This is a genomic window from Flaviflexus sp. (assembly GCF_052087705.1).
Classification (GTDB): domain Bacteria; phylum Actinomycetota; class Actinomycetes; order Actinomycetales; family Actinomycetaceae; genus Flaviflexus; species Flaviflexus ciconiae.
On sequence record NZ_JBQCYC010000003.1, the window covers coordinates 88,842 to 111,141 of the forward strand.

At 60.8% G+C, this 22,300-nt stretch carries 15 protein-coding genes and 1 tRNA gene; 4 read left to right on the forward strand and 12 right to left on the reverse strand.

Annotation, left to right across the window (positions count from 1 at the left end):
- Positions 1-3: 3 nt before the first annotated feature.
- The 5 genes from ACTHUY_RS02855 to ACTHUY_RS02875 form a co-directional block, all read right to left on the reverse strand.
- On the reverse strand, positions 4-1,014 hold the full coding sequence (locus ACTHUY_RS02855) for a 2-hydroxyacid dehydrogenase (RefSeq protein ID WP_441677601.1): 1,011 nt from the start codon (positions 1,012-1,014) through the stop codon (positions 4-6).
- Complete coding sequence (locus ACTHUY_RS02860) at positions 1,015-2,547, reverse strand: FGGY-family carbohydrate kinase (protein WP_441677603.1); 1,533 nt, start codon at positions 2,545-2,547, stop codon at positions 1,015-1,017.
- 26 nt (positions 2,548-2,573) lie between these two features.
- Positions 2,574-3,137, reverse strand: a complete 564-nt coding sequence (locus ACTHUY_RS02865; protein WP_126703228.1) for a glycerol-3-phosphate responsive antiterminator — start codon at positions 3,135-3,137, stop codon at positions 2,574-2,576.
- On the reverse strand, positions 3,130-3,927 hold the full coding sequence (locus ACTHUY_RS02870; protein ID WP_441654232.1) for a class I fructose-bisphosphate aldolase: 798 nt from the start codon (positions 3,925-3,927) through the stop codon (positions 3,130-3,132). Before ACTHUY_RS02870 ends, ACTHUY_RS02865 begins: the two co-directional genes overlap by 8 nt.
- Positions 3,928-4,212: 285 nt before the next feature.
- A complete protein-coding gene (locus ACTHUY_RS02875) occupies positions 4,213-5,535 on the reverse strand; it encodes a M20/M25/M40 family metallo-hydrolase (RefSeq protein WP_441654231.1) in 1,323 nt (440 codons plus the stop codon).
- A gap of 752 nt (positions 5,536-6,287) precedes the next feature.
- Between ACTHUY_RS02875 and ACTHUY_RS02880 the strand changes: the two genes are divergently transcribed.
- From ACTHUY_RS02880 to ACTHUY_RS02890, 3 genes are all read left to right on the forward strand, one after another.
- Positions 6,288-9,827 (forward strand): S8 family serine peptidase, encoded by a 3,540-nt coding sequence (locus tag ACTHUY_RS02880; protein ID WP_441677605.1) that lies wholly within the window; start codon positions 6,288-6,290, stop codon positions 9,825-9,827.
- Positions 9,828-10,303: 476 nt separating this feature from the next.
- Entirely contained in the window at positions 10,304-11,686 is a 1,383-nt protein-coding gene (locus ACTHUY_RS02885; protein WP_441677607.1) for a gamma-glutamylcyclotransferase, read from the forward strand.
- A gap of 4 nt (positions 11,687-11,690) precedes the next feature.
- A complete protein-coding gene (locus ACTHUY_RS02890) occupies positions 11,691-12,308 on the forward strand; it encodes a hypothetical protein (RefSeq protein WP_441677609.1) in 618 nt (205 codons plus the stop codon).
- Between the two features lie 123 nt (positions 12,309-12,431).
- Here ACTHUY_RS02890 and ACTHUY_RS02895 read toward each other — a convergent pair whose 3' ends face one another.
- Entirely contained in the window at positions 12,432-13,469 is a 1,038-nt protein-coding gene (locus tag ACTHUY_RS02895) for a GNAT family N-acetyltransferase (protein WP_441677611.1), read from the reverse strand.
- Positions 13,470-13,667: 198 nt separating this feature from the next.
- On the opposite strand from ACTHUY_RS02895, the gene ACTHUY_RS02900 reads away from it, so the two are divergent.
- Positions 13,668-13,752: transfer RNA gene (locus ACTHUY_RS02900), tRNA-Leu, on the forward strand.
- 201 nt (positions 13,753-13,953) lie between these two features.
- Here the strand turns inward: ACTHUY_RS02900 and ACTHUY_RS02905 are convergent.
- The 6 genes from ACTHUY_RS02905 to ACTHUY_RS02930 all read right to left on the reverse strand — a co-directional run bounded on the left by ACTHUY_RS02905 (position 13,954) and on the right by ACTHUY_RS02930 (position 22,265).
- Positions 13,954-15,246 (reverse strand): UTP--glucose-1-phosphate uridylyltransferase, encoded by a 1,293-nt coding sequence (locus ACTHUY_RS02905; RefSeq protein ID WP_441654256.1) that lies wholly within the window; start codon positions 15,244-15,246, stop codon positions 13,954-13,956.
- 29 nt (positions 15,247-15,275) lie between these two features.
- Positions 15,276-16,217, reverse strand: coding sequence for a hypothetical protein (locus tag ACTHUY_RS02910; RefSeq protein ID WP_441654226.1), 942 nt, complete (start codon positions 16,215-16,217; stop codon positions 15,276-15,278).
- Positions 16,214-16,669, reverse strand: coding sequence for a hypothetical protein (locus ACTHUY_RS02915; RefSeq protein ID WP_126703218.1), 456 nt, complete (start codon positions 16,667-16,669; stop codon positions 16,214-16,216). The genes ACTHUY_RS02910 and ACTHUY_RS02915 overlap by 4 nt, the downstream gene beginning before the upstream one ends.
- A gap of 81 nt (positions 16,670-16,750) precedes the next feature.
- A complete protein-coding gene (locus ACTHUY_RS02920) occupies positions 16,751-20,023 on the reverse strand; it encodes an error-prone DNA polymerase (protein WP_441677613.1) in 3,273 nt (1,090 codons plus the stop codon).
- Positions 20,023-21,639: a DNA polymerase Y family protein gene (locus ACTHUY_RS02925; protein WP_441654224.1), complete on the reverse strand. Its 1,617-nt coding sequence runs from the start codon at positions 21,637-21,639 to the stop codon at positions 20,023-20,025. The genes ACTHUY_RS02920 and ACTHUY_RS02925 overlap by 1 nt, the downstream gene beginning before the upstream one ends.
- A complete protein-coding gene (locus ACTHUY_RS02930; RefSeq protein ID WP_441677615.1) occupies positions 21,636-22,265 on the reverse strand; it encodes a hypothetical protein in 630 nt (209 codons plus the stop codon). The genes ACTHUY_RS02925 and ACTHUY_RS02930 overlap by 4 nt, the downstream gene beginning before the upstream one ends.
- Between the last annotated feature and the right edge of the window lie 35 nt (positions 22,266-22,300).

Below are 22,300 nucleotides of genomic sequence, written 5' to 3' on the forward strand. Positions count from 1 at the left end.
ACGTTACCTTTCCAGCAGTCCGAGAAGCTTCTCGCTCAGCATCTTCGGGGTCTTGACGAACGCATCCCGGGTGGTTCCCGCGAGGTGGGATGTGATCGTTACGTTGTCGAGCCTCTTCCATTCCGAATCGTCGGGAAGTGGTTCAATATCGAAAGTATCAATAGCCGCTCCCATGATCCGTCCCTCCCGGAGCACCTCCAAGAGAGCCGCCTCGTCGACGAGCCCCGAACGGGCCGTGTTGACGAGGATGGAACTCGGCTTCATGCGGGCCAGCAGGTCGCTATTGATGAGGTGGTGGTTCTCGGGAGTGAGTCGGGAGTGCAGGGACACAATGTCGCTTGCCTCAATGAGGTCCTCAAGGTTGTTGACTTTCGTGCCGTATTCGCTTGACTCCAGGTAGGGGTCGTAGAACATGCACGTCATGTCCATTCCGGAGAGGAACTTCATGACGAGCTGACCAATGTTGCCTGCACCGACAAGACCGACGGTACGTCCCTCGAGCTCGGGGATGACACCCTCGTTCGGGAAGTCCTTGAGCCACACGCCGTTTCTCATGGCGGCGTGGGTGCGGGCAATGTTTCTGGTTTCGCTAAGGATAAGTCCAACGGTGAACTCGGCAACGGCGCGAGCGTTCCTGCCGCCGGTGTTCACCACCTCGATGCCGGCCATTTTGGCGGCTTCCCCATCAACGTTTTCCGTTCCGCCTCGCATGACACCGACGATCTTCAGATCGGGACTGGACGAGAGGAGATCCGCACCGATCGGTGCGAACTGGGTGATAACAACCTGGCTTCGACGGACCTGTGCGGCGATCTCGTCGGGCAGATCAACGCCGTTCGGACCGTTCTGCTCAACTTGCAGATTCACTTCCTGGAGTTGCTCGATCGAGGATGTCTGCCATTCCGCATACGTGACCTCATGGCCAGCATCCACCAGCGCTTGGGTGCCGTCAACGAGCATGTCGAGAGGGATGAAGGCGTCGGCGATCGCGAGGATCTTCAGTTGTTGCGTCATTTACTTTTCTCCCTGGAGTTGCTCGAGGTGGCCAATGAAGCGCTCGAAGCGCTGAGCAAAAAGTTCCGTGAACTCCGGGTTCGGCTCGATCCTTGCCCGCGGCGGCGAGGTCATGGCACGAACAGCCGAGGGGACGTCCGGGTAGAGTCCCGCTGCGACGGCAGAGCAGATAGCGGTGCCGAGGGTTCCGGATTCCGTTGCGTCGACAATGTCGAGTGGCTTACCGATTCCGTCGGCAAACATCTGCAGCCAAATGGTGGAGTTGGCCGCCCCTCCCGTGAAACGGACGTTTCCGGTAAGGAGCTCGTCGTGAGCTCGAAGCTTTTCAATGTGGTAAAGGTGCGAGAAAATCACACCCTCGTACACGGCGCGCACCTGGTGGCGAATGTCGTGGTAGTTCGTCATCCCAACGAAGCCTGCTCGGCCTTCCGGGAACACGTCTGTGCCGTTGATGTAGGGCAGGAAGAACGGGTCCTCAACGTCGGGAGTGAAGTCGTGGATCATCTTCTCGCAGGCCGCAAACACCTCGGCATCCGATACGTCCTCGTGCCCGAAGGCCGACAGGGCCTTGCGGATTACGGAGTTGATGTACCAGTCGAGGTTCGAGACGCCGTTCGGGCTCGCGTCGAGGAACAGGTAGGTGTTCTCGACCGGGTACGGCATCGTCAGCCACACCTCTTCATCGGAGTCGATGTTGGCGTCACGCGACAACACCTCGTTGATCGACCACGTTCCGGTGATCACCGTCAGCTCGTGCTCATCGACAAGACCTGCGGCCAGTGCACCCGCAGCCACGTCCATGACGCCACCGGCAACGGGAGTACCCGCCTTGAGGCCGGTCAGTGCCGCTGTTTCTTCGGTGATATAACCGGCGATCTCGGCCGATTCGCAAAACGGCGGGACCTTGTCGGCCCAGCGGGAGATTCCATAGAAATCAAACACGTCCCGGTCGAGCTCTTTCGTGACGACATTGGATAGGCCAACGCCGCAGGAGTCGGTGACCTCCAGCTTGGCTTCGCCCGTCAGACGGAACCGAATGAAGTCTTTTGCGGACAGAACGTAGTCCGTTTCGTCAAACATGTGGGGTTCGTGCTCATCGAACCAGGCGAGGAGGGCCGGGGGCTGTCCCGCCCACACGGTTGAGCCGGTCTTGGAGCGGACCCGATCGTTGTAGCTCGGGTCGGCCAGCCACCTATCAACATAGGACTGTGCCCGACCATCGGTCGATACGACGCCGGGGCGGGGTGCGGTCCCGTCCTTACGTGCCAGGTAGATGCCGTTGCCGTGTCCCGTCACGGCGAGTGCCGCAATGTCGGCCGGGTCGATTTTCGACTCGTCGAGCACACGGCGGATTGCGGTCACGTTTGCATCCCAGAATTGGTCGATGTCGCGCTCGGTGAAGAGCGGACGGGGAAACTGGGTCTCAAGGTGGGCTTGGGCAATTGCGTGTACCTTGCCCGCCACATCGTAAATTGCGGCCTTCGTGACCGTTCCACCATTGTCTATTCCCAGGACATACTTGTTCGTCATCATTGACTCCATATTTCGTTGTGCGCGGGCTAGCGCGTGAGATTCCACAGACCGGGGCTACTGGCCGTCATCGCCCGATAGCCCCGATCAAACAGGTGGTCTCGTTCCTTCTCAGTCACGATCATTCCGCCCGCAATAAGTGTTGTTTTCTCTTCAAAAGGCTCAAACAGGTCCCAGTAGCGGTCCGCCAATGCACCGGGAAGGACCTCGATACCATCCGGGCGCGCCTCCTGCAGGATCTGAATGCCTTTTTCAAGCGATCGCGAATCCATGATGAAGACTCGCAGGATTCCAAACATCCCTGCCTTCTGCGCATAGGACACGACCTGTGCGCTCTGGGTGAGGACCCCGCTGACGCCGAACATGTTCTTCAGCAGCCGGATCCCCTCCCTGTCCGGCTTGAAACCACCAATAAGGTCGCAGTGCACGAGAACCTTATGGCCGGAATCAATGCACTTCTTTGCAAGCGCTTCAAGGTTGCCGATGTGGACGTTCGTGAGAAGAACGTACGGGGATGTGCTCGTCAGTGCGGTCTCCAGCTCCTTGAGGTGCCGGACGGAAGGAATGACGGTGCGCTCGGGAATATCAATCATTGATCTCGTTGTAGATGGTCATGGCCTGAGCCGCGGTCGCATCCTCGTGAACGAGGGCTCCGAGAGCGGAAACCATCGCGAACGGCTTCGGGTCCTGGGTGATGTTACGACCAACCGCGACGCCCTTCGCTCCACACGCAATAACGTGCTGGACGAATCCAAAATAGGTTTCGTGGTCGGACTTCGGGCCGCCGAGCGCCAGCACCGGAACGGTGCAGTTTTCGACGATAAGGCGATCTCGGTCAGTTCCCGAGAAACGCGTCTTGATGATGTCGGCACCGAGCTCCTCCGAGAAGCGCGCAGCCGTTGCGATCTTCTCCGGATCGGCCGACTCGGGGGTGGTTACGGGGTATCCGTACGGAAGTGCCTCGCACATGAACGGGACGTTCCAGTCAGCCGACTGGCGGACCAGGCGGGCCGCAAACTCATTCGTCGCGCGCTCATTGTGGGCACCGGGGAAGTTCATGATGACAACGCCATCAGCACCGAACTTCAGAGCATCGGTCACGTCGAAGGCCGGCATGTTGTCCGGAACGGATCCGTCGTAGACGGCCGTTGTCGTATCCACGCGCAGCGTGAGCCCCACGTTCGTGAAGTATTCGGCAAAGTTTCGGGCCTGACCGTAGGTGACCAGCACGTTGTCCAGGCCGTGCTCTGCCATGAGCGGGACCTTCCGTGCAGCATCGTCAACACCGGCTGTCTTCTCCGAGAAACCAAAGCCGTCAAGTGCCAGCGACACCGAACGACCGTCGCTGGCGAAGATCCTGTTCATTCTGCGTGTCTTAGACATATGTGTATCTCCTCTAGGATTCCTGCGCTGGCCGGACATCAAAAAGGCCCGCGCAATATAACTATGCGGCGAGCCTTCGATACCATCCCGATGAGCTATTTTGTTTCCGCCAGCATAGCACCATCATGTCCGTTTTGTGAACGGAATCGCATGAGTACCATGTCAGCACATGAGATGACAGGCAAATAGGCTTCTGCCCTGCCGCGCATTGCGTGACAGGGCAGAAGGGGTGAACGGAATGGAATGGCTAGTCAGAACCGGTCGGTCAGGACTGGCTGGGTCCGGTTAGCTCGCGAGAAAGCGCGCGAGTGCTCGGGTGCCGAACTCGAGGGACGCAACCGGGATGCGCTCGTCGTTGCCGTGGAACATCGCCGAGAAATTGAAGTCGGCGGGAAGTGCCATGGGTACAAAGCCGTAGCCATTAATGCCGAGGCTCTTGAGCGGCTTGTTGTCGGTTCCTCCCGACATGAGATACGGAACGATGATTGCCGCGGGATCCTCGGCAAGGAGTGCCTGCGACATGCGCTCCACGATCTCTGTTTCAAACGATACTTCGAAGCCGGTCGTGCGCACGATCGAGGAAACATCCACGCCTTCTCCGGCGAGGTCCTCGATAATGGCGTGGGCCTCGTCTTCGGTTCCCGGCAGGGGCCTCATGTCCACCGCACCGGTGGCACTTCCGGGGATCACGTTCTCCTTGTATCCGCCACCGAGCCGCGTCGGGTTGGCCTGGGTGCTGAGAGTGGCACCAACAAACGGTGCGGCGGGGCCGAGTTCAGCGACGAGGGCAGCAAGGTCCTTCGGGTCCTCCGAGAACGGAACTCCCGTGATCTCTGAAACCTTTAGCAGGAGCGTCCGGACGGTGTCCGTCAGCTGAATCGGCCAATCCCATTCACCGATTCGGGTGATCGCCGAAGCCAGCTTCGTAATTGCGTTCTCATTGTTGACCTGCGAGCCGTGGCCGGGCCGACCGTGCGCCGTCAGGGTCAACCAATCCATGCCCTTCTCACCGGTCTGGATAAGGTACACGGTTTCGTCTCCCACGCGGACGGAGTAGCCACCCACCTCGGAGATCGCCTCCGTAGCGCCCTCAAACAGCTCCGGATGATGGTCGACGAGCCACTGCGCGCCCCACACGCCTCCCGCTTCCTCATCTGCGAAGAAAGCCACGATGAGTTCCCGCTCCGGCTGCCAACCACGGATCTTCATGTCGGCCAGGACGACGAGGATCATGGCATCCATGTTCTTCATGTCAACTGCGCCGCGGCCCCAGACGTAACCGTCCTTAACCTCTCCCGCAAACGGGTCGACAGTCCAGTCCTCCCGGATCGCGGGAACAACGTCAAGGTGCCCGTGAACAACGAGAGCCGGAAGCTCGGGATCGGATCCCGGGACCCGCAAAATAACGTTGGCACGGCCCGGCTTCGACTCGATAATGACCGGGTCGTAGCCGTACCGCTTCAGGTATTCGACAACGTAGTCAGCCGCCGGGCGTTCCGGCATGGTCTTCGGGTCGTCACCGAAGTTCTGGGTATCGATACGGATAAGGTCTGCGCACACGTCGACAACGGTCGACACATCGATGGCTGCGGGGTCAACGGAGTTCATACGTGAACCGTAACTGGGATTGTCACCCCACGCCATAAGGTCCATGCTCGTGACCACATGTTTCTCATCCGCCTGCAACGTCCGTCGGACGCAGATACTTTCCATTCGCAACCGCGTAGACCGCACATCGGCAGAACAATTCTCTTTCCAAGCCTGTCCACGCGGGCCTTCCCTATGCTCTTAGGACCCGGTCAACTTCCGTCACCACGCACCACAGTCAGAATCCAGAAATCCACCATCGAGGGCCCCTCGGGTGCCGGTTTCGAAAACGAGGACTGCCTTTGCCTATCCACGAACAGATTTCGATAGCAGCTCTGCCCGGCCCGCAACCACCGTCATCAACAGACAGGGATCCCTACAAGGTACGTGGGGCGAAACGCGAGCAGAAGACGGGAAAATAAATTACAAAACGCGTCGGATCATGGTAACTCCCGGGCCAATCTGGCAGAGTATCTAGAGCTAACCGGCAAAGTGCCGCTAGCTAAGACGCTTTCCTGACGAGATCTTGACTGGACCAGTGCCCCAAAAGAACGGGCACGCCGTGCCGTATATCACACGCCTGACTAAAGCGTCCAGCGTTCACATCAATTAGAGCCATTATGCCATCTGAATACGGTTTTTTGCTGTATTTAATCTGAAAACTGTCTCAAAAACGCCTAAAAGGATGCAAAAAAATATGAGGTCCAGCATAATCGAGGGACCTTCGTCGCAGCGAAGAGTCGAAAGACACAATTAATTACTGAGGAGACCACATGACCAGTCATGTTCCTGGTTCTCGGAGGACGCTCCGCGCCTGCATCGCCACACTTGGTGCAGGTGCGCTTGGTTTAGGGGCATTCATTGTTCCTGCCGCAGCAACTCCGAGCGCTGATCCCATCTACGAATCTGATCCGTCGGTCCTCGTCGGCTCGTCCGCAAACCAGGCATCCGTTGCCGGTTCCGCGTACGGCTCGCGAGCAACCGGCGAATGGTTCGTTTCATTCAGTTCCGCTCCCCTCGTCAATGGTGGAACCCAGGCCCGAGTCAATGCTGACCTCAACGAGCTTGAGTCTGCGATCGCCGACCTCGACGTCGAGGTTAAGGCATCGCACAGCGAGCTGTGGGCCGGCGCGGTTGTCACCGCTGACGATGCCGAACTCGCAAAGGTTCTCGACCGCGTTGATGTTGCCGGGGTCTTCCCCGTCCTTCTCATCGACGCTCCGGAGCAGCGCGATCTTGGTGCCGAGCCCGAGATGCGATTTGCTGCCGGCATGACCGGCGCCGACTTCGCACAGGATCTCGGCGTCTCCGGCTATGGCCAGACGATTTCGATCATTGACACCGGTGTCGACATCGACCACGTCGCCTTCGGCGGAACCGGCGTCGCTGATACGACCCCCTGGTCCGAGATCAACGGCAACGGCTCCCGCATCATCGGCGGCTACGACTTCGTTGGCGATGATTACAACGCGAACCCCGCAGCGGACAACTACAACCCTGTCCCGGCCCCGGACTCCAACCCGGATGACTGCCAAGGCCACGGCACGCACGTTGCCGGTATTGCGGCAGGCTCCGACGATGTTACCGGCGTCTACGGCGTAGCCCCCGACGCGAACGTCCTCGCTTACCGCGTCTTCGGTTGTGAAGGTTCGACCGACTCCGCCATCATGCTTCAGGCCATGGAGGCCTCGGCACGCGATGGTGCCGACATCGTTAACATGTCGATCGGTGCAGGCTTCATGACCTGGCCGAACTACCCGACCGCTGTCGCTGCAGACAACCTTGTTGACGCTGGCGTCGTCGTCGCCGTCTCGCAGGGCAACGAGGGCGAGTCCGGCGTCTTCTCCGGTGGCGCACCGGCCGTTGCTTCGAAGGTCATTTCTGTTGGTTCCGTCGACAACGTTGCCTCCGAGGCACCGGTGTTCGTCGTCAACGACCAGAACATTGCCTACTCGCCCTCGACGGGTGCTCCGAACCCGCCGACCGACAACTCCGAATACGAGATCATTGCCTACCCGGCAGGTTCCGAGACGGGCGCTGTCCCGATCGAGGATGCAGAGGGCAAGGTTGTTATTGTTCGCCGTGGCAACTCGACATTCCATGAGAAGGCTGCTGCCGCTCAGGAATCCGGTGCAGCCGGTGTCATCATCGACAACAACGTCGCCGGTGCCATCAACGCAACCGTTGAGGGCGATCCCGCGATCACGATCCCGACCGTGACCATCTCGATGGCTGACGGCGACGCAATCCGCGCTGATCTCGCCGCCGCCGAAGAGCCCGTCACCCTCACCTGGTCGGACCAGACCGAAGTTTCGGAGATCGCCACCGGCGGTCTTGTTTCCGACTTCTCGTCCTACGGCCTGTCGGCTGACCTCACGGTCAAGCCCCAGGTTGTTGCACCGGGTGGTTTCATCAACTCGGCATACCCGCTTGAGGCTGGCCCCTCCGGTTACGCAACGCTGTCGGGCACGTCGATGGCAGCTCCGCACGTTGCTGGTGCGGCCGCTCTCATCCTTGAGGTCAACCCCGCGCTCAACCCGAGCCAGGTCCTCACGAGTCTTCAGAACACCGCTGATCCGCTCCTCTGGTCCGGTAACCCGGATCTTGAATTCCCGGAACCGGTTCACCGCCAGGGCGCCGGTATGATCAACATTCCGAACGCCATCTTCGCGAACCTCTGGGGCACCCAGGTGACGCCGTCGCAGATCAACCTCTACGACAACGACACCGGCGCTTCCGAGACGCACACCCTCACGATCCACAACCGTGACGAAGTCGAGTTCACCTACTCGTTCGTGAACCTCGCAGGCATCGCCACGGCTGGCATCAACCAGCTCCCGAACTACTACGGAGCAGCCGCGACCACCGAGTTCTCGGCTGAGACCGTGACCGTTCCGGCTGGCGGCACTGCAACTGTTGACGTCACCATCACCGAGCCCGAGGGCTTCGCGGGTGGCATCTACGGCGGCCAGATCGTCGTCCTCGGTGAGGATGCATCCGGTTACACGACCCGGTCGATCGTTTCGTACGGCGGCCTCGCTGGCGACTACGAGACGGACCTGGCCTTCATGGAGCAGTGGACCTACCGCGACTACGGCTACACCGAGGAAGAGGTCGGCGAGCTCATTGACGAGCCGATCTACTCGACCCCGGGCCTCGGCGTCCTCGAAGACTGCACGAAGCTCGTTGACGGCGAATGCGTGAGCGACGGCGACTACAGCTGGGGCCACGACGAGTACGTGTACTCCATGGAAGACGGCGACACCCCGTACGCTGTTCTCCACATCGAGAACCCGGTCTCCTACATGAAGATCGAGGCTTTCCACGCCAACGCTGATGGCACGAAGGGTGATCCGGTCAGCCCGGACTACAACGTCGTTTACGAGTCCGATGGCGAGGGCGCAGTCCCCGGCATCCAGGTCTACCAGTGGGACGGCACCTACGTGAAGTCCGCTGATTCCGAGCAGTACCTCAAGGCACTCGACGGCGATTACGTCATCGAGGTCACCGCGGTCAAGGGCCTCGGCTCGATCGACAACCCCGACCACGTCGAGGTCTGGACCTCCCCGGCCTTCACTATCGACCGTGACGGCGTACCGGGCGAGGGCCCGGGCGACGGCTCCATCGATGAGGAAGCCGACAAGGGCTTCTTCCTCTACAACGACTTCGAGTCGGCTGCTGACCACTACTTCATGTACGGTCGCGACGGCGATGAGGTCTTCGTCGGTGACTGGGACGGCGACGGCGTTGACACCATTGGTGTTCGCCGCGGCCACACCTTCTACGTCCAGAACCAGCTCATCGGTGGCAACGCCGAGGTTGAGTTCAAGTTCGGCCGTGACGGCGACGAGATCCTCGTCGGCGACTGGAACGCTGATGGCTACGACACCTTCGCGGTCCGCCGCGGTGTCACCATCTACGCCCAGAACCAGCTCATCGGTGGCAACGCCGAGGTTGAGTTCAAGTACGGCCGCGAGCGCGATGACCTGTTCGCTGGCGACTGGGACGGCGATGGCTACGATACCTTCGCGGTACGTCGTGGCAACTCGTTCTACGTCCAGAACTCGCTCGTCGGTGGCAACGCCGAAGATACGTTCCACTTCGGCCACGAGTCTGACACGGTTCTCGTTGGCGACTGGGATGGCGACCTGAAGGACACCGTTGCACTGCGTCGCGGTGACACCTTCTACGTCTCCAACTCCCTGTCCTCCGGCTCGGCTGATCGCTCGTTCGTCCTTGGACGTGACAGCGATGAGGTCCTCGTCGGTGACTGGAACGGCGACGGCATCGACTCTGTTGGTCTGCGCCGCTAAGGAGCACTCCAGCGAGTAACTCTCCGCTAACCCGGCCCCGGCTGTTCACATGAACGGCCGGGGCCGGCCTCTTTCCAGCAAGCAGGTCCGCTCATGGCAGCACGCTCCCCTGCGCTCGCTACGCAGCCGGATCACCCATCTGACGTTCACCCGTGCCTCACAGGTAAGGCATCTGTCGCACGTGGCTGGTGACTGTACCTCACAATGTGGCATATGCACGTTCGGCGATCGCTGGCGAACCAACGTGCACGCCAAAGCAATAATCATCAACACTGAACACTTTGCGGTGCCATGACGGCACTATTCGCGATGCCCCGACGTCAACTCTCAACTACCATGATCTCAGCACGGCCCTCGCCGGTCGCGAGCCGGTGGCATTGCCACTAGCATCTGTTACATGAAACACACCAACGGTCCCGGATGATCCCGGGACCGGGTGAGCAACCCTGCCAGAGGCACAACCCACGAGGAATGGCATGCCAGGAATACGACGATATCCCCGCATTCGACGAGCACCGCTGATGGCGCTCACAGCCGCAACGGTCTCGGCCATCATGATCGCCGGCCCCATAACCGTCGCGGACGACGGCGATGACGCCGAAGCTCCCGACAGCTACGCTCGGCCCTACAATGAGGCGCGAGATGCTGTCCCTGTCGACGACACTGCCGCGCCGCTTACGTCACTCCTCGCGGACGATAACCACAACTTCTTCCTCAATAACTCGTGGGAGGGTGGCAATGCCGACATTGAGTTCACGTACGGAAAGCCGACCGACCATCCGGTTGTCGGCGACTGGGACGGCGACGGTGTCGACACCGTTGGCGTCCGCCGCGATCAGCACTTCTACCTCCGCAACACCAACTCCGGTGGCAACCGCGATATCTGGCTCATGTTCGGCCACAGGGACGATGAGTTCCTCATTGGGGATTGGGATGGCGACAGTATCGACACGGTCGGTGCGCGTCGGGGCCACGAATTCTTCCTACGCAACTCCCTGACGTCCGGCGATCCCGACGTCACCTTCAAGTACGGCCGCACCGATGACGACGTGTTCGTTGGCGACTGGGATGGCGACGGTGTCGACACCCTTGCTGTCCGCCGGGGGCACACCTTCTTTGTGAAGAACGAGATCTCGGGTGGCATTGCCGACCACGAGTTCAAGTACGGTCGCGATGGTGACGAGATCCAGGTTGGCGACTGGGATGGGGACGGACAAGACACATTTACTGTCCGTCGCGGCATCGAATGGCACATCAGGAACGACTTCGAGTCGGGGCCCGCTCAGACCGTCATTAAGTACGGTCGGGAGCAGGACTCCGCGATTGTCGGTGACTGGGACGGGGATGCCACGGACACGCCCGGTGTGCACCGCAGGCCCGTTGAGCCCGATCCCCCGGAGGAACCCGAAGAGCCGGAGCCGCCCAAGGAGCCACCGCTTCCCCGCCAGGTACCGGTCATGGTTTACGGAACGCTCCGCACCGGTCAACCCGCACATCACGTTGTCCAGGGACGATTCAATCTCAACGTCCTCAGCCGTGCCGGGTTGCTCGAACTGTGGGTAACCGACCACCCCTACCCGTCCTATCCGGTGTGGCCCTGGGCGGTGCCGGGCAAGACCGGGCTAACCGGTGAAATGCTGTTCTTCCCGCAAGAGACCTATACCGCCGAAGTGCGGCGCATGGATGACTGGGAGGGCTACACCCCGGGAGGGGATCCCAACAAAATGAACTACATCAGACAAAAGGAACGCACGGCCCACGACAAGAACGCCTGGGTCTACGTCGCCACGCCGTGGCGTGAAAGCTACGCAAAGAACTACGGAACGAAGGTGATTTCCGGTGATATCACGCGCTTCTAAACTTATGGGTGGAGCCGCGGCACTCGCACTTATCGCAGCCTGCTCCAGCGAGGCTGATGCTGACCGGGATCCATCCGTTGACCCCATCCCGGTTGCCACGAACAAGCCGGAGACCGGCGGCAACGATATTCAAACGGAGGAGACCCCGGAAGTCACCGACACCGGCGACGTCCAGGGAGAGCTTGGCGAACCTATCGGGCTGGCCGGCGGCGGCGACGAAGCAATCTTCACCCTCACGGTGAACTCAATCGAACACGCTGACACATGCCCCTCACGTATCGATCCCGTTGACGTAGAGCCCGAGGGCGAGGACTTCCTTGTCTTCGATATCTCGGCCGAAATGTCAGAAGACTACTCGGAGTACTTGGACGACGGGGAGGAACCGTTCCTGACAATTGCTCCCGACGCCTTCTACCTGACAGACCTGAACGGAGTCATTCAGGCCGACGTCATCACCGTCGCCTCCTACGAGTGCTTTGCCCTCGAAGACCAGCCGGCCCCATTCATCAACCCCGGTGAGACAGCATCCGGGCTCATTGCGCTCGACACGAGCCTCGACCACGGTTACCTCGTCTACAACCCGTGGGGAGTCGACGGGTCGGGATGGACGTGGGAATTCTAGCCCGCAAGCTTTCGCCGTAGCGAACACATAAATAAGTGGACCCCGGTCGCGTGAGCTACCGGGGTCCGTGGCGTTCAGTTGCTGCTCGTCAGCAGTCGTTCCTGATTCACTTTTCGAGAGAACCTACTTTTCGAGGCCTAGAACCCTGTCGATCCGGGGACGGAAATAGTCGGGCCCCTTCAGGACCTTGCCGTCCTCACGATAGATCGGCTTGCCGTCCGCGCCCAGCTTCGACAAATTAGCGGCCTGTACCTCACGGAGCACGTCTTCGAGCGGGATACCCGACTCGAGTGCCATCCCGTAGATCACGTAGACCAGGTCTGCGAGAGCGTCCGCAGTCTCCACGGTGTCGCGAGTGCCATCGTCCGCCTCAACTGCAGTCTCGTAGGCTTCAGCGACAATCTGACCGGAGGACTTGCCGTAAACGGCCGTAACGAGCTCGTGGAACTCCTCGGCAATCAGGGCCATGCGCATGTGGGTGCGTTCCCGATCAACGTTCGGTCCATCGGTTGCGATCGGCATCGCATACGTCTCGTGGAACTCCCGGACAAGTGCCTCCGGGTCACGTGAGTTCATGACGGCGCGGCGGCCCTTGGAGGGACCAATCCAGGGCCCCTGGGGCTCCATGGGATCCTCAGCAGTCAGCGTCCCCACGAGGCAGTCACGAATCTTGCCCTTGTCGTACATGGCGGCACGCCTGATTCCCTCGAACTGGAAGCCAGCCTTCCAGGCCACCTTGGCGCTCGCCCAGTTGATATCGGTTCCATCCACCTCGCACGCCCATCCCACAGCAATACACCCCTGCTCGAAAGCGAACGAACAGACTGCTCGCACAGCCTCGGTCAGATAACCATTGCCACGGTATTCAGGAGCCGCCCAATACCCAACAGCGGTCCTCAGGTTCTGCCCGACCGTCATTTGCAGGTCAATCATGCCAACGAGCTCATTACCCGCGAAGATCGCCCAGATCGGCTTATCGTTCTCCCACAGGGATTGAGCGTTGCCGAGGAACTCGGTCGCATGCTCCTCTGTGTAACCATGCGGGACCGTCGTCCACTTCTGTATCTCGGGATCGTTGCAGATCCTCGTCACCTCGGCGACAAGCTCGGCGGTCGGGATCTTAAGGCGAAGACGATCGGTCGTCAGAGTAACTGGCTGCATGCCTTCCAGATTACTCGTTCACGTCCCTGATCGATATTCCAGGCTCGGCCATCCCATCACCGTCCGAAAGTGACAGCATTCAGTAACAAAAAGTTGTCAGCGAGCGACGTCACACCAAAAAACGTCCGCGAAATTGGCTAACCTCGTCCGGGTCGTGATAAATTCTTATTCGTTGCTTCGGCGAAGGCCGGGCCACCTGCGCGGGTGGCGGAATAGGCAGACGCGCTAGCTTGAGGTGCTAGTCCACGTATAGTGGGTGAGGGTTCAAGTCCCTCTCCGCGCACAGTCGGAAACGGCGAGATACCGAAAGGTTCTCGCCGTTTTCTTTTTCTCAGAAACAAGTTTTCTTCGGGCACCAATCCGGATACGGCCGGAATCGCCGGCGTATCTGCCCTGCTGCGCCTGGTCGCTAGCCTGGCTAGTCACGCTAAGTGTGAGGGCGGGCCGGTCGACCTGCCCGCCGTTGGCCCTAATTCACCGTTGCTTAGCTTTCCTCACCAAACACGGCATCGCCCGTAGCTACGGTTCCTTCTTCGAAGGTGTAGTCGCCATGAACGGTCAGGCTTGTCGCTCCCGCTAAGGAAGGAATATGCTGACAGCGCTTATCAAAATGGTCCATGTGGGCAAAGTAGGCCGGGTCGAGCTTGACCAGGGGTGCCTTATCGACGGTCTTCACGATGTGGCCGCTGTCGTCGATATCGTAAACATCGGAGCGTAGCAGAAGAAGATCATTTGTCGTCTTCACGGGCATGAACCGATCCCGTCCCACCGTGATCGCTACCGAGCCGTCGAAAATCTCGATGGCGGATCCCATACCGGTCTCCAACTGATACACCCCGGTGGAGGTTGGGTCGGTTGGGTCAACGAGTTTGGCGTTTCGGATAACGGGAAGACCAAGGTAACCATTGTTGCGAGCAAGCTCAACAGCGAGTGCTTCAAGATCAAGCCACAGGGTGTTGGTGTTGAAGTAGCGGTGACGGTCAATGTCCTGGAAGGCGTCAACATCGTCCGGCGAGGTTTGCGCTACTTCGCGGAGAATAATCTTGCCGTCCGATATGCGCCGTGCAAGGTGCCCACCCTTGCGGTCGCTCGGCTCGCGCCTACACACTTCCATGGCGAACGGGGCGCCGGAATCCGCGAACCACTGTGCCAGGACCGGGTCCGGATAGGAGCCGAGGTTGTCGGAGTTGGTCACCATGGCGTAGCGGAAGCCGCGGTCAATGAGCGTGGCGAGCATGCCGGAGCCGGGAAGGGCCGTGTAGAGGTCACCGTGACCGGGTGGTGTCCATTCGAGCTCCGGGTTCTTCTCCCACTCGACCGGGCTCAGATCGTCTCGTCGGAGTTTCGGAACGCGATTCTGGATAAAAGAGAGCGGGATTCCGGGGGTTGCCAGATCCTCGTACCGGGACAGGTAGTCGAGAGTGTCCTCATCGGTGCGGAAGGAGTTCATGAAAATAAGCGGAAGCTCAACATTATGTTCCTTGCGGACCGACATGACCTGGCTGACGATGATGTCGAGGAAAGTCTTGTCGGGAGTCACCGGTAAAAGAGACTTCGCGGCCTGGAGCCCCATGGATGTGCCGAGGCCACCGTTGAGCTTAATGACGGCGGTGTGGGCGATGGCGGAGCCTACGGACCCCTCGCCCGTGAATTCGTCAATATTGGTGAGGGGTTCAATGTCGCGTTCGCGGATATAGCCCGCTTCTCCCCTGGCGACCGTTTCAATATTCTGTTCAAAAACCCGGATAGCGAGCTCGTCGAGCCCGGCGGCTCTCATCTTCTCAACCGCTGGTGTCCCGATGTGTGTCACTGTGTTCCTTCCGAGGTGACTGTTCCGCGTGCCAGGCCCAGAATTCCACCAATGAGCAGGCAGCAGGCCGCGAAGATCAGCAGCCAGACTCCCGGTCCAAAGGTTCCGCCCTGTGCGATGACATCCCTATGGTCTGAGTTTGTCACCAAATAGGCCGTAATGGCACCAATTACGAAACCTGCCACTATTCCAGCAATGCCACCGATCGTGGCTTTGCGTTTGCTCTTGAGGGAAAGCAGGAGAAGAACCGCACCGACAATGCCAACGGCAGCGCCCGTGAAAACAATGTAGGAGTTCTCCGAGCCATAGGTGGCTCCCCACAGGCTGATTGCATCGGGCTGGTTGATAAGAGTCGTGAAGGGCGCGATCAGTGCGAGACATGTTCCCAGCAGTGCAAACAGGCCGCCTATTGCGCCAATGGGAGATTCCCGATCCCGGTTCGCTCGATGGCTGACCCTGCCGGGGAAGGCTTGCTGATGCTGGGCGTAATTGGGGTTCGGGCCACCGATACTTGGACCGGAGGTAGCGCTCGGCCCGGAGGCCGCCGTGGGGCCAGACGGTGCGCTTGGGCTGGACCAGTACGGTGCTCCCCCGGTGCGAGGTCCCGTGCCCTGCGCGTACTGCTGCGGCGCCGGGTGGCCCGCAGGGTTGCCGGTAGCCGGTAACCGTTGCCCCTGGGTTCGTTGCGCTCCGGGTTGCCCGGGGTTAGCACCCGGTGAGCGTGCCGGCCGGGCCGGTGTCCATCCCCCACTACTGTATTCGCCGGACGGCGCACTGAACTCGCCGGTGGAACGTTTAATGCCGTGGGGATTGACGCGAGATCCTTCGGGCCGCGGCGGAATAGGGGCCGGGCTCGGGCGAAGATCCCCGGGCTCGTAGTCGGGCTCGGGGGTGTTAGCCGACGGCAGGATCGTCGGGTCGTGCGGGGTGTCCGTCACTGGTCCTCGTCAATAACCTCAGCATCCTGGATATCGTCTTCGACAACGGCGGCCAGGATCTCGTTCGACAGGTCGTCGATACGTTCGTTGATTTCCTTGAGCTTCTTCTTTTGTTCCTTCGCGGACAGGACCTCGATGAGCGGAATCGAGGACTCGATCTTTGCGAGCTGCCCCTTCCAGGCCATGGCCTTCTCGGCAACCTCGGGGGTGTTGGCCGAACCGTACAGGTAGGTGACCTGTTCACGGAGGACCTCAAGGCGTGCGGAAGCACCGGCCACGCCCTTCTTTTCCTTGGCTCCCTGGTAGTCCTTGAGCTTGCCCGTCAGCTTGGATACGGCCTCAGGGTTGGAATCGATGAGCTTCTTGATGACGGGCGCGTAGGTGCGGACCATACGGAGGACCGTAGGCCCCGCGACGATCGCCCAGCGAAGCAGTAAACGGAATCTTCCCATCAGTTTCTCTCCCTTGTTTTCGTCCTTAACTCTATCGTTCAGTGAAGATCCGCGCCGCACAAGACGCGTTGGGCGAACAGATTAACGGAAATCTCTTGAGCGAACTGGAAGTGCCAGCGGAAGGTTCTCAAATCCGTCAGCAACAAAGTTGACGGTACCGTCCGCACGTTCCACCATGCCGCGGATAACGAGGGCTCGCGGTCGCCGTGCGATCTCTCGGTAACGGTTCCAGAGCCCGGAAGAGCAGACGACGTTGAGGAGGCCCGTTTCGTCTTCGATTGAGAGAAAGATTGTCCCGCGTGCCGTGTGGGGGCGTTGGCGGTGGGTGACGATTCCTCCAACGCGGAGCCTGGTTCCGATCGGTGCGGTGGTGATGTCGGCGATGGTGCGGATTCCTTGGGCGGTGAGTCGGTCTCGAATAAGGACGGTTGGGTAGTCGGAGGATATGCCGGTGGTGAGGACGTCGGCGACGATCGTTTCGGCTCTTGTCATGTTAGGGAGTGTCGGGGCGACTGTCCCGACTTCGGTTCCGGGGATGGTGGGTTGGATCCAGCCGTGAGCAACGGTTTCTTCGTGTCCAAGCGGCCCGGCAGCCCACATGCCTTCCCTGCGAGTGGTACCGATCGAGGTGAGAGCCCCGGCCTCTGAGAGGGTTCGTAGGTCCTTCTCCCCCAGCCGCGCCCTCCTGGCGAGGTCAGCCATGGACCGAAAGGATTGCTCCTTTCGGGCTTCGCAGATTCTGTCGGCGGCTTCTCCGAGTCCTTTGACCGAGGTGAGCCCTAACCTGAGGACGAGGTTCTGGTCGGGGTGGACGAGGTTCCGGGGCGGATGCTGGGACTGGCGGTCTTCACCCGGGACCCGGTCCGTGCTTTGTTCGAGGGAGGCTTCAACTTCGGAGTGGTTGATGTCGGGGCGGGCCACTCTCACGCCGTGCCTGCGAGCGTCGGCGACGAGGCTTTGCGGGGAGTAAAAGCCCATCGGTTGGGCCCCCAGGATCCCCATGTAGAACGCTTCGGGGTGGTGCACTTTGAGCCAAGAGCTGGCGTAGACGAGATAGGCGAAGGAGAAGGCATGTGATTCGGGGAAGCCGAAGTCGGAGAAAGCTTTGAGACTGTCGTAAATCTGCTCTGCGGTAACTGCATCGATTCCGTTGGCTCCCATGCCGTCCGTGAGCTTGAGGTGGAGGGCTTCCATGCGCTGGGCGGATCTTTTTGAGCCCATGGCTTTGCGGAGCTGGTCGGCTTCGGCTGCGGTGAAGCCTGCGGCGTCGACGGCGATCTGCATGAGTTGTTCCTGGAAGAGCGGCACCCCAAGGGTTTTCTCGAGGGCGGGTTTGAGGAGCGGGTGGGGATAGGTGACCGGCTCGCGGCCGCGGCGGCGAGCAATGTAGGGGTTGACGGCATTGCCCTGGATAGGTCCGGGGCGGATCAGGGCAACTTCCACGACGATGTCGTAAAAAACCCTGGGGCGAAGCCTTGGGAGGGTACTCATCTGTGCGCGGGACTCCACTTGGAACACTCCGACGGTGTCGGCGGCACACAGCAGGTCGTAGATTTCCGGGTCCTCTTGGGGGACGGTGTGGAGCTCGTAGGGTGCACCAGATTCATCGACCACACCGTGGCGGGCAATCTCGGTGAAAGCAAGGCGGAGGGCTGTCAGCATGCCGAGGCCGAGCAGATCGAATTTGACGAGTCCGGCTTCTGCACAGTCGTCTTTGTCCCATTGGAGGACCGTACGGCCAGGTGCGGTCGCCCAGCCCACCGGGCAAACATCGATGACGGGGCCGTGGCACATGACCATGCCTCCGGAGTGAATACCCAGGTGGCGGGGTAGGCGAAGCATTTGCTGGCCGATGTCTAGAACGAGCGGGTCAATACCGTCAATCGAGTCCGTGGCGGTCTCGGATTCCCTTCCTTCCCCATCGTCGGGTGAGACGAGGGAGCCCCAGCGCTCCACGGATTTCGCCCAGGCATCGACCTGTCCAAGTTCAAATCCGAGGGCGCGTCCCGCATCCCGCACCGCCATCTTCGGTCGGTAGCTGATGACGTTCGCGACCTGGGCCGCATGCCTGCGCCCATACCTTTCGTACACGTGCTGGATGACTTCTTCTCTCCTGCCCGATTCGATGTCGATATCGATATCGGGAGGGCCGCTCCTGCCAGGAGACAGGAACCTTTCGAACAGCATCTTGTGCTTAACAGCATCAACGGCGGTGATACCGAGGGAGAAGCAGACTGCGGAGTTTGCTGCGGAGCCGCGGCCCTGGCAGAAAATGTCGGACTGCCTGCAGAAGTCGACGATCTCGTGGACGATAAGGAAATAGCCGGGGAAGCCAAGGTCCTCGATGATTTCGAGCTCGTGATCGATAAGTTCCCAGGCACCGGGAACTGCCCCCGGGCCACGCTTGCCGTACCTTTTCGCAGCCCCGCGGTACGTGAGCTCCCGCAACCATGTCGCTTCCGTATGCCCGGCGGGGACGGGGAAGGGCGGTAACTGCGGAGCAACCAGCTGAAGGTCGAAAGCCAGTTCGGCCCCCAGCTCCCCCGCAGCATCGACCGCGTACTCGTGGCGGGAATGGATAACTCTCATTTCCCGGTCGGAACGCAGGTAGGCCCCGGAGGAGGGTAGCCAGGCATCCATCTCGTCAAGAGTGGAGCGGCTCCGTATCGCCGCCAGAGTATCTGCGAGCGGACGATCCTCCGCGGTCGCGTAGTGGACTTGGCCGGTAGCAACCGCACGGACCCGATGTTCGCGGGCTAGCTCCGCGAGCGCCCTGTTGCGTTCCCGATCATCCGGGTAGCCGAGATCAACAAGTTCAACGGAGACGCTGTCCCGACCGAAGAGAGCAATGAGACGGTCCAGTTCCCTGCTTGCTCCTTCGATGCCTTCTTCTTCGAGGGCGAGCCGGACGTGTCCTTTCCGGCATCCGGTCAGGATGTTCCAGTGTCCTCCCGAGGATTCCGCGAGTCCTTCGAGGGTGTAGTTGGCTCGTCCCTTCTGTCCTGCAGCGAGTTGCGCCTCGCCGATTGCCGATGACAGTCTGCGATATCCTTCGACTCCGCGCGCTAGAACAAGAAGGTGCGTGCCCTCCGGGTCTTTTTCACCGGCTCGCTTTGCGGCATAGACCTGTCCCGGTAGGGGTAGTGACAGTTCGGATCCGATCACCGTGGACAGGTCCGCGGCTCTCGCGGCGGTCGCAAGCTGGACCACCCCGGGAAGGCCGTCGTGATCGGTCAGTGCCAGGGCGGATAGTTCAAGGTCGACTGCCCGGCCCACGAGATCTTCCGGCAGGGATGCTCCGTCAAGAAAGGAGAAGGCCGAATGTGCGTGGAGCTCGGCGTACCGGGGGGTCATCAGCTGTAGATCCCCTCCAGGAACCAGCTCGAGCCGCTGCGGTAGACAAGGGCCGCTGGCCCTTCAACTCCGAGCTGCAGGTAGGCGCGTCGATATGCGTCGCGTGCCCACCACCGGCCCGACACGTTCCAGGGTCCCGCATGGTTCCACACCTGCACTTTGCTCGAGTAGTAGCAAGCTGCGTGAGCATAGCTTGAGTCGGGTTTCTTTCCGCCTACGAGGGAGAGGCTGACCGGGCGAGGATTTTCGCATCCGAGGCAGGCCAGCTCGATTTCTTCTCCGACATAGAGCGCTCCTCCGCACTTGCAGGACAGCACAACTCGTGGCGGTGTTGGAAAGACGACGGAGGGCCAGGGCTTGGGGATTGCACCCACCCAGGGTTTTTCTGGGCTCTTCTGTTCCGAGGTCGCATGCCAGTTCTCGAATTCAGCCACGGAATCGGGAGAGCGCCCTCCGGTCAGCTTGACCGACTGCACTGATGAATCTCCGAGCATGCCCTGGATCCGCAGGACACTGCGTTGCGCCTGCTCCCGTCCGCGCCTGCGGTCACCCCAGAGGGACGGCTGATGGCTACCTGCCGACGACAGGTCGGTGGCGACAAGTTCCAGGTGGATGAGTTCCCCGAGGGGGTGTTCGCGGCGCTGATCAAGCCAGCCCGAGATCTGCCAGCGAACCCGGTCTGTGATGTCCCGGGCCCGGTGGGCGCCGTCAACGGACCATGTTCTGCTTTTTTCCGCGCCGTTGGAGAAACGTGCCCCGACGGTTAGCTGGCCGCATACTTGCATGCGTTGCCCCAGCTTCTGCGCCAGTTCGTCCGAGAGCGCCTTTGCGAAGAACGTGGCCTGCTCTTCGTTTGCAATTCCCTCGGCGTGTCGGCGTACCGCGATCTCCCCGGCGGGTGCCGTGGTCTGGGGAACCGCATGGTCGGCACCTCGGCAGAGGCGCCACAGGATTGTTCCAATCAGGCCGAAGCGGGACGCCACCTGACCGTGATCCAGATCGGCAAGCTGCCCAACGGTGCGGATTCCCAGGGACTGAAGCGTGTCGATTGTCTCTGTCCAGTCCTTTCGGATTGTCTCGGTTCCCGCCGCTACCAGGACCGCCTCCAGCGGAAACGGGGCAAGGAAAGACTCGGTCTTTTCCGCGGGAACAGTGGCACCTTCCCGGGCCGCCAAAATAGACGTCAGGAGGCCACACCCGTAGCCCACCTGAGATTCTTCCGCCTGCTCCGCAACCGAAGAGATGAGGGCGGAAGCCAGCTCGTCCAGCCCGCCTGCCAGGCGGGCTGGGGCCTGCGCACCGAAGGTCACGAGCCCCGGCCGCAGGATCACGGTTGACGCCACGTGATCGTCGATCGCGTCCAGCACACCAGCGAACACCTTCATGTCCCGCTCGTCATCCCTTGGGACGATCAGGAGGTCCGGGACGAGAGACAGCGCCTTTCTGCGGGTGTCGCCCTGTCTGACCCCAAGCTTTCTAGCGGCGGGACTCGCGGCCCGCACCTTCGTGTCGCATACCGCGACCGGTGATTCGGGTAGGGCCAAGGATGAGGCGATTGCCGCCGCCACCGGCCAGTCGGGAACCCAGAGGGCACCCCGCAAGGTTCCAAGCATCATGACACCGCCTGCAGTATCCGGGGAGCGGGGACCAAACCCTGATCCGTCCACAGGCATTCCACCCGGGGGAAGCCGGACGAGACCGTGAACCGTAGGTCTTTGACATGGCCGATGCCGTCTTCGCATCCGCTCACTCCCCCACCCTCGACGTGAAGGGTTGAGGAGGCAGTGGACCATTCCGAGGCGAGGATACTGGCGCCTCTGCTCCGCACCCGCTGGGCAATGGCACGCTGTTCACGCACGGAAAGGCCCAGTCGGCCCGTCGCAATGACATCGAAGCCATCCGCGAGCGCGGTCAGGACCTCGGCGGAACGGGGGCCGGGTTCGGGGATGTGGGCGGTGCGGCTGAGGTCGAGGCCGTGTTCGGCGGCAGCTCCCCACCCGACCCAGGGAAGTCCGAGGAGCGCAACCCAGGCTCCTTGGCTGGAGGCCTGTCCGGCGATTGACAGGAGGACCGTGGCCGATCCGGTGACGGCAAGGATTCCGGGTTTGAGCGAGGGCAGGACGGGAGTAAGGGCTTCGGGGGTTTGCCAGCCCTCTTTTTCCTCTGTTCGAGTGAGCCCGCTGGCAGTTTCTGCCTGCATAAGGACACTCCTCGCATGCGCGAGTCGCTGCATCTGATTCATGTCCCACCCTTCCAGAATTAGAACGTTTGTTCGAT

Coding starts and splice junctions, on each gene's coding strand:
- ACTHUY_RS02855 (WP_441677601.1), bottom strand. CDS start 1,014: ATGACGCAACAACTGAAGATCCTCGCGATCGCCGACGCCTTCATCCCT.
- ACTHUY_RS02860 (WP_441677603.1), bottom strand. CDS start 2,547: ATGATGACGAACAAGTATGTCCTGGGAATAGACAATGGTGGAACGGTC.
- ACTHUY_RS02865 (WP_126703228.1), bottom strand. CDS start 3,137: ATGATTGATATTCCCGAGCGCACCGTCATTCCTTCCGTCCGGCACCTC.
- ACTHUY_RS02870 (WP_441654232.1), bottom strand. CDS start 3,927: ATGTCTAAGACACGCAGAATGAACAGGATCTTCGCCAGCGACGGTCGT.
- ACTHUY_RS02875 (WP_441654231.1), bottom strand. CDS start 5,535: ATGAACTCCGTTGACCCCGCAGCCATCGATGTGTCGACCGTTGTCGAC.
- ACTHUY_RS02880 (WP_441677605.1), top strand. CDS start 6,288: ATGACCAGTCATGTTCCTGGTTCTCGGAGGACGCTCCGCGCCTGCATC.
- ACTHUY_RS02885 (WP_441677607.1), top strand. CDS start 10,304: ATGCCAGGAATACGACGATATCCCCGCATTCGACGAGCACCGCTGATG.
- ACTHUY_RS02890 (WP_441677609.1), top strand. CDS start 11,691: ATGGGTGGAGCCGCGGCACTCGCACTTATCGCAGCCTGCTCCAGCGAG.
- ACTHUY_RS02895 (WP_441677611.1), bottom strand. CDS start 13,469: ATGCAGCCAGTTACTCTGACGACCGATCGTCTTCGCCTTAAGATCCCG.
- ACTHUY_RS02905 (WP_441654256.1), bottom strand. CDS start 15,246: ATGAGAGCCGCCGGGCTCGACGAGCTCGCTATCCGGGTTTTTGAACAG.
- ACTHUY_RS02915 (WP_126703218.1), bottom strand. CDS start 16,669: ATGGGAAGATTCCGTTTACTGCTTCGCTGGGCGATCGTCGCGGGGCCT.
- ACTHUY_RS02920 (WP_441677613.1), bottom strand. CDS start 20,023: ATGACCCCCCGGTACGCCGAGCTCCACGCACATTCGGCCTTCTCCTTT.
- ACTHUY_RS02925 (WP_441654224.1), bottom strand. CDS start 21,639: ATGATGCTTGGAACCTTGCGGGGTGCCCTCTGGGTTCCCGACTGGCCG.
- ACTHUY_RS02930 (WP_441677615.1), bottom strand. CDS start 22,265: ATGAATCAGATGCAGCGACTCGCGCATGCGAGGAGTGTCCTTATGCAG.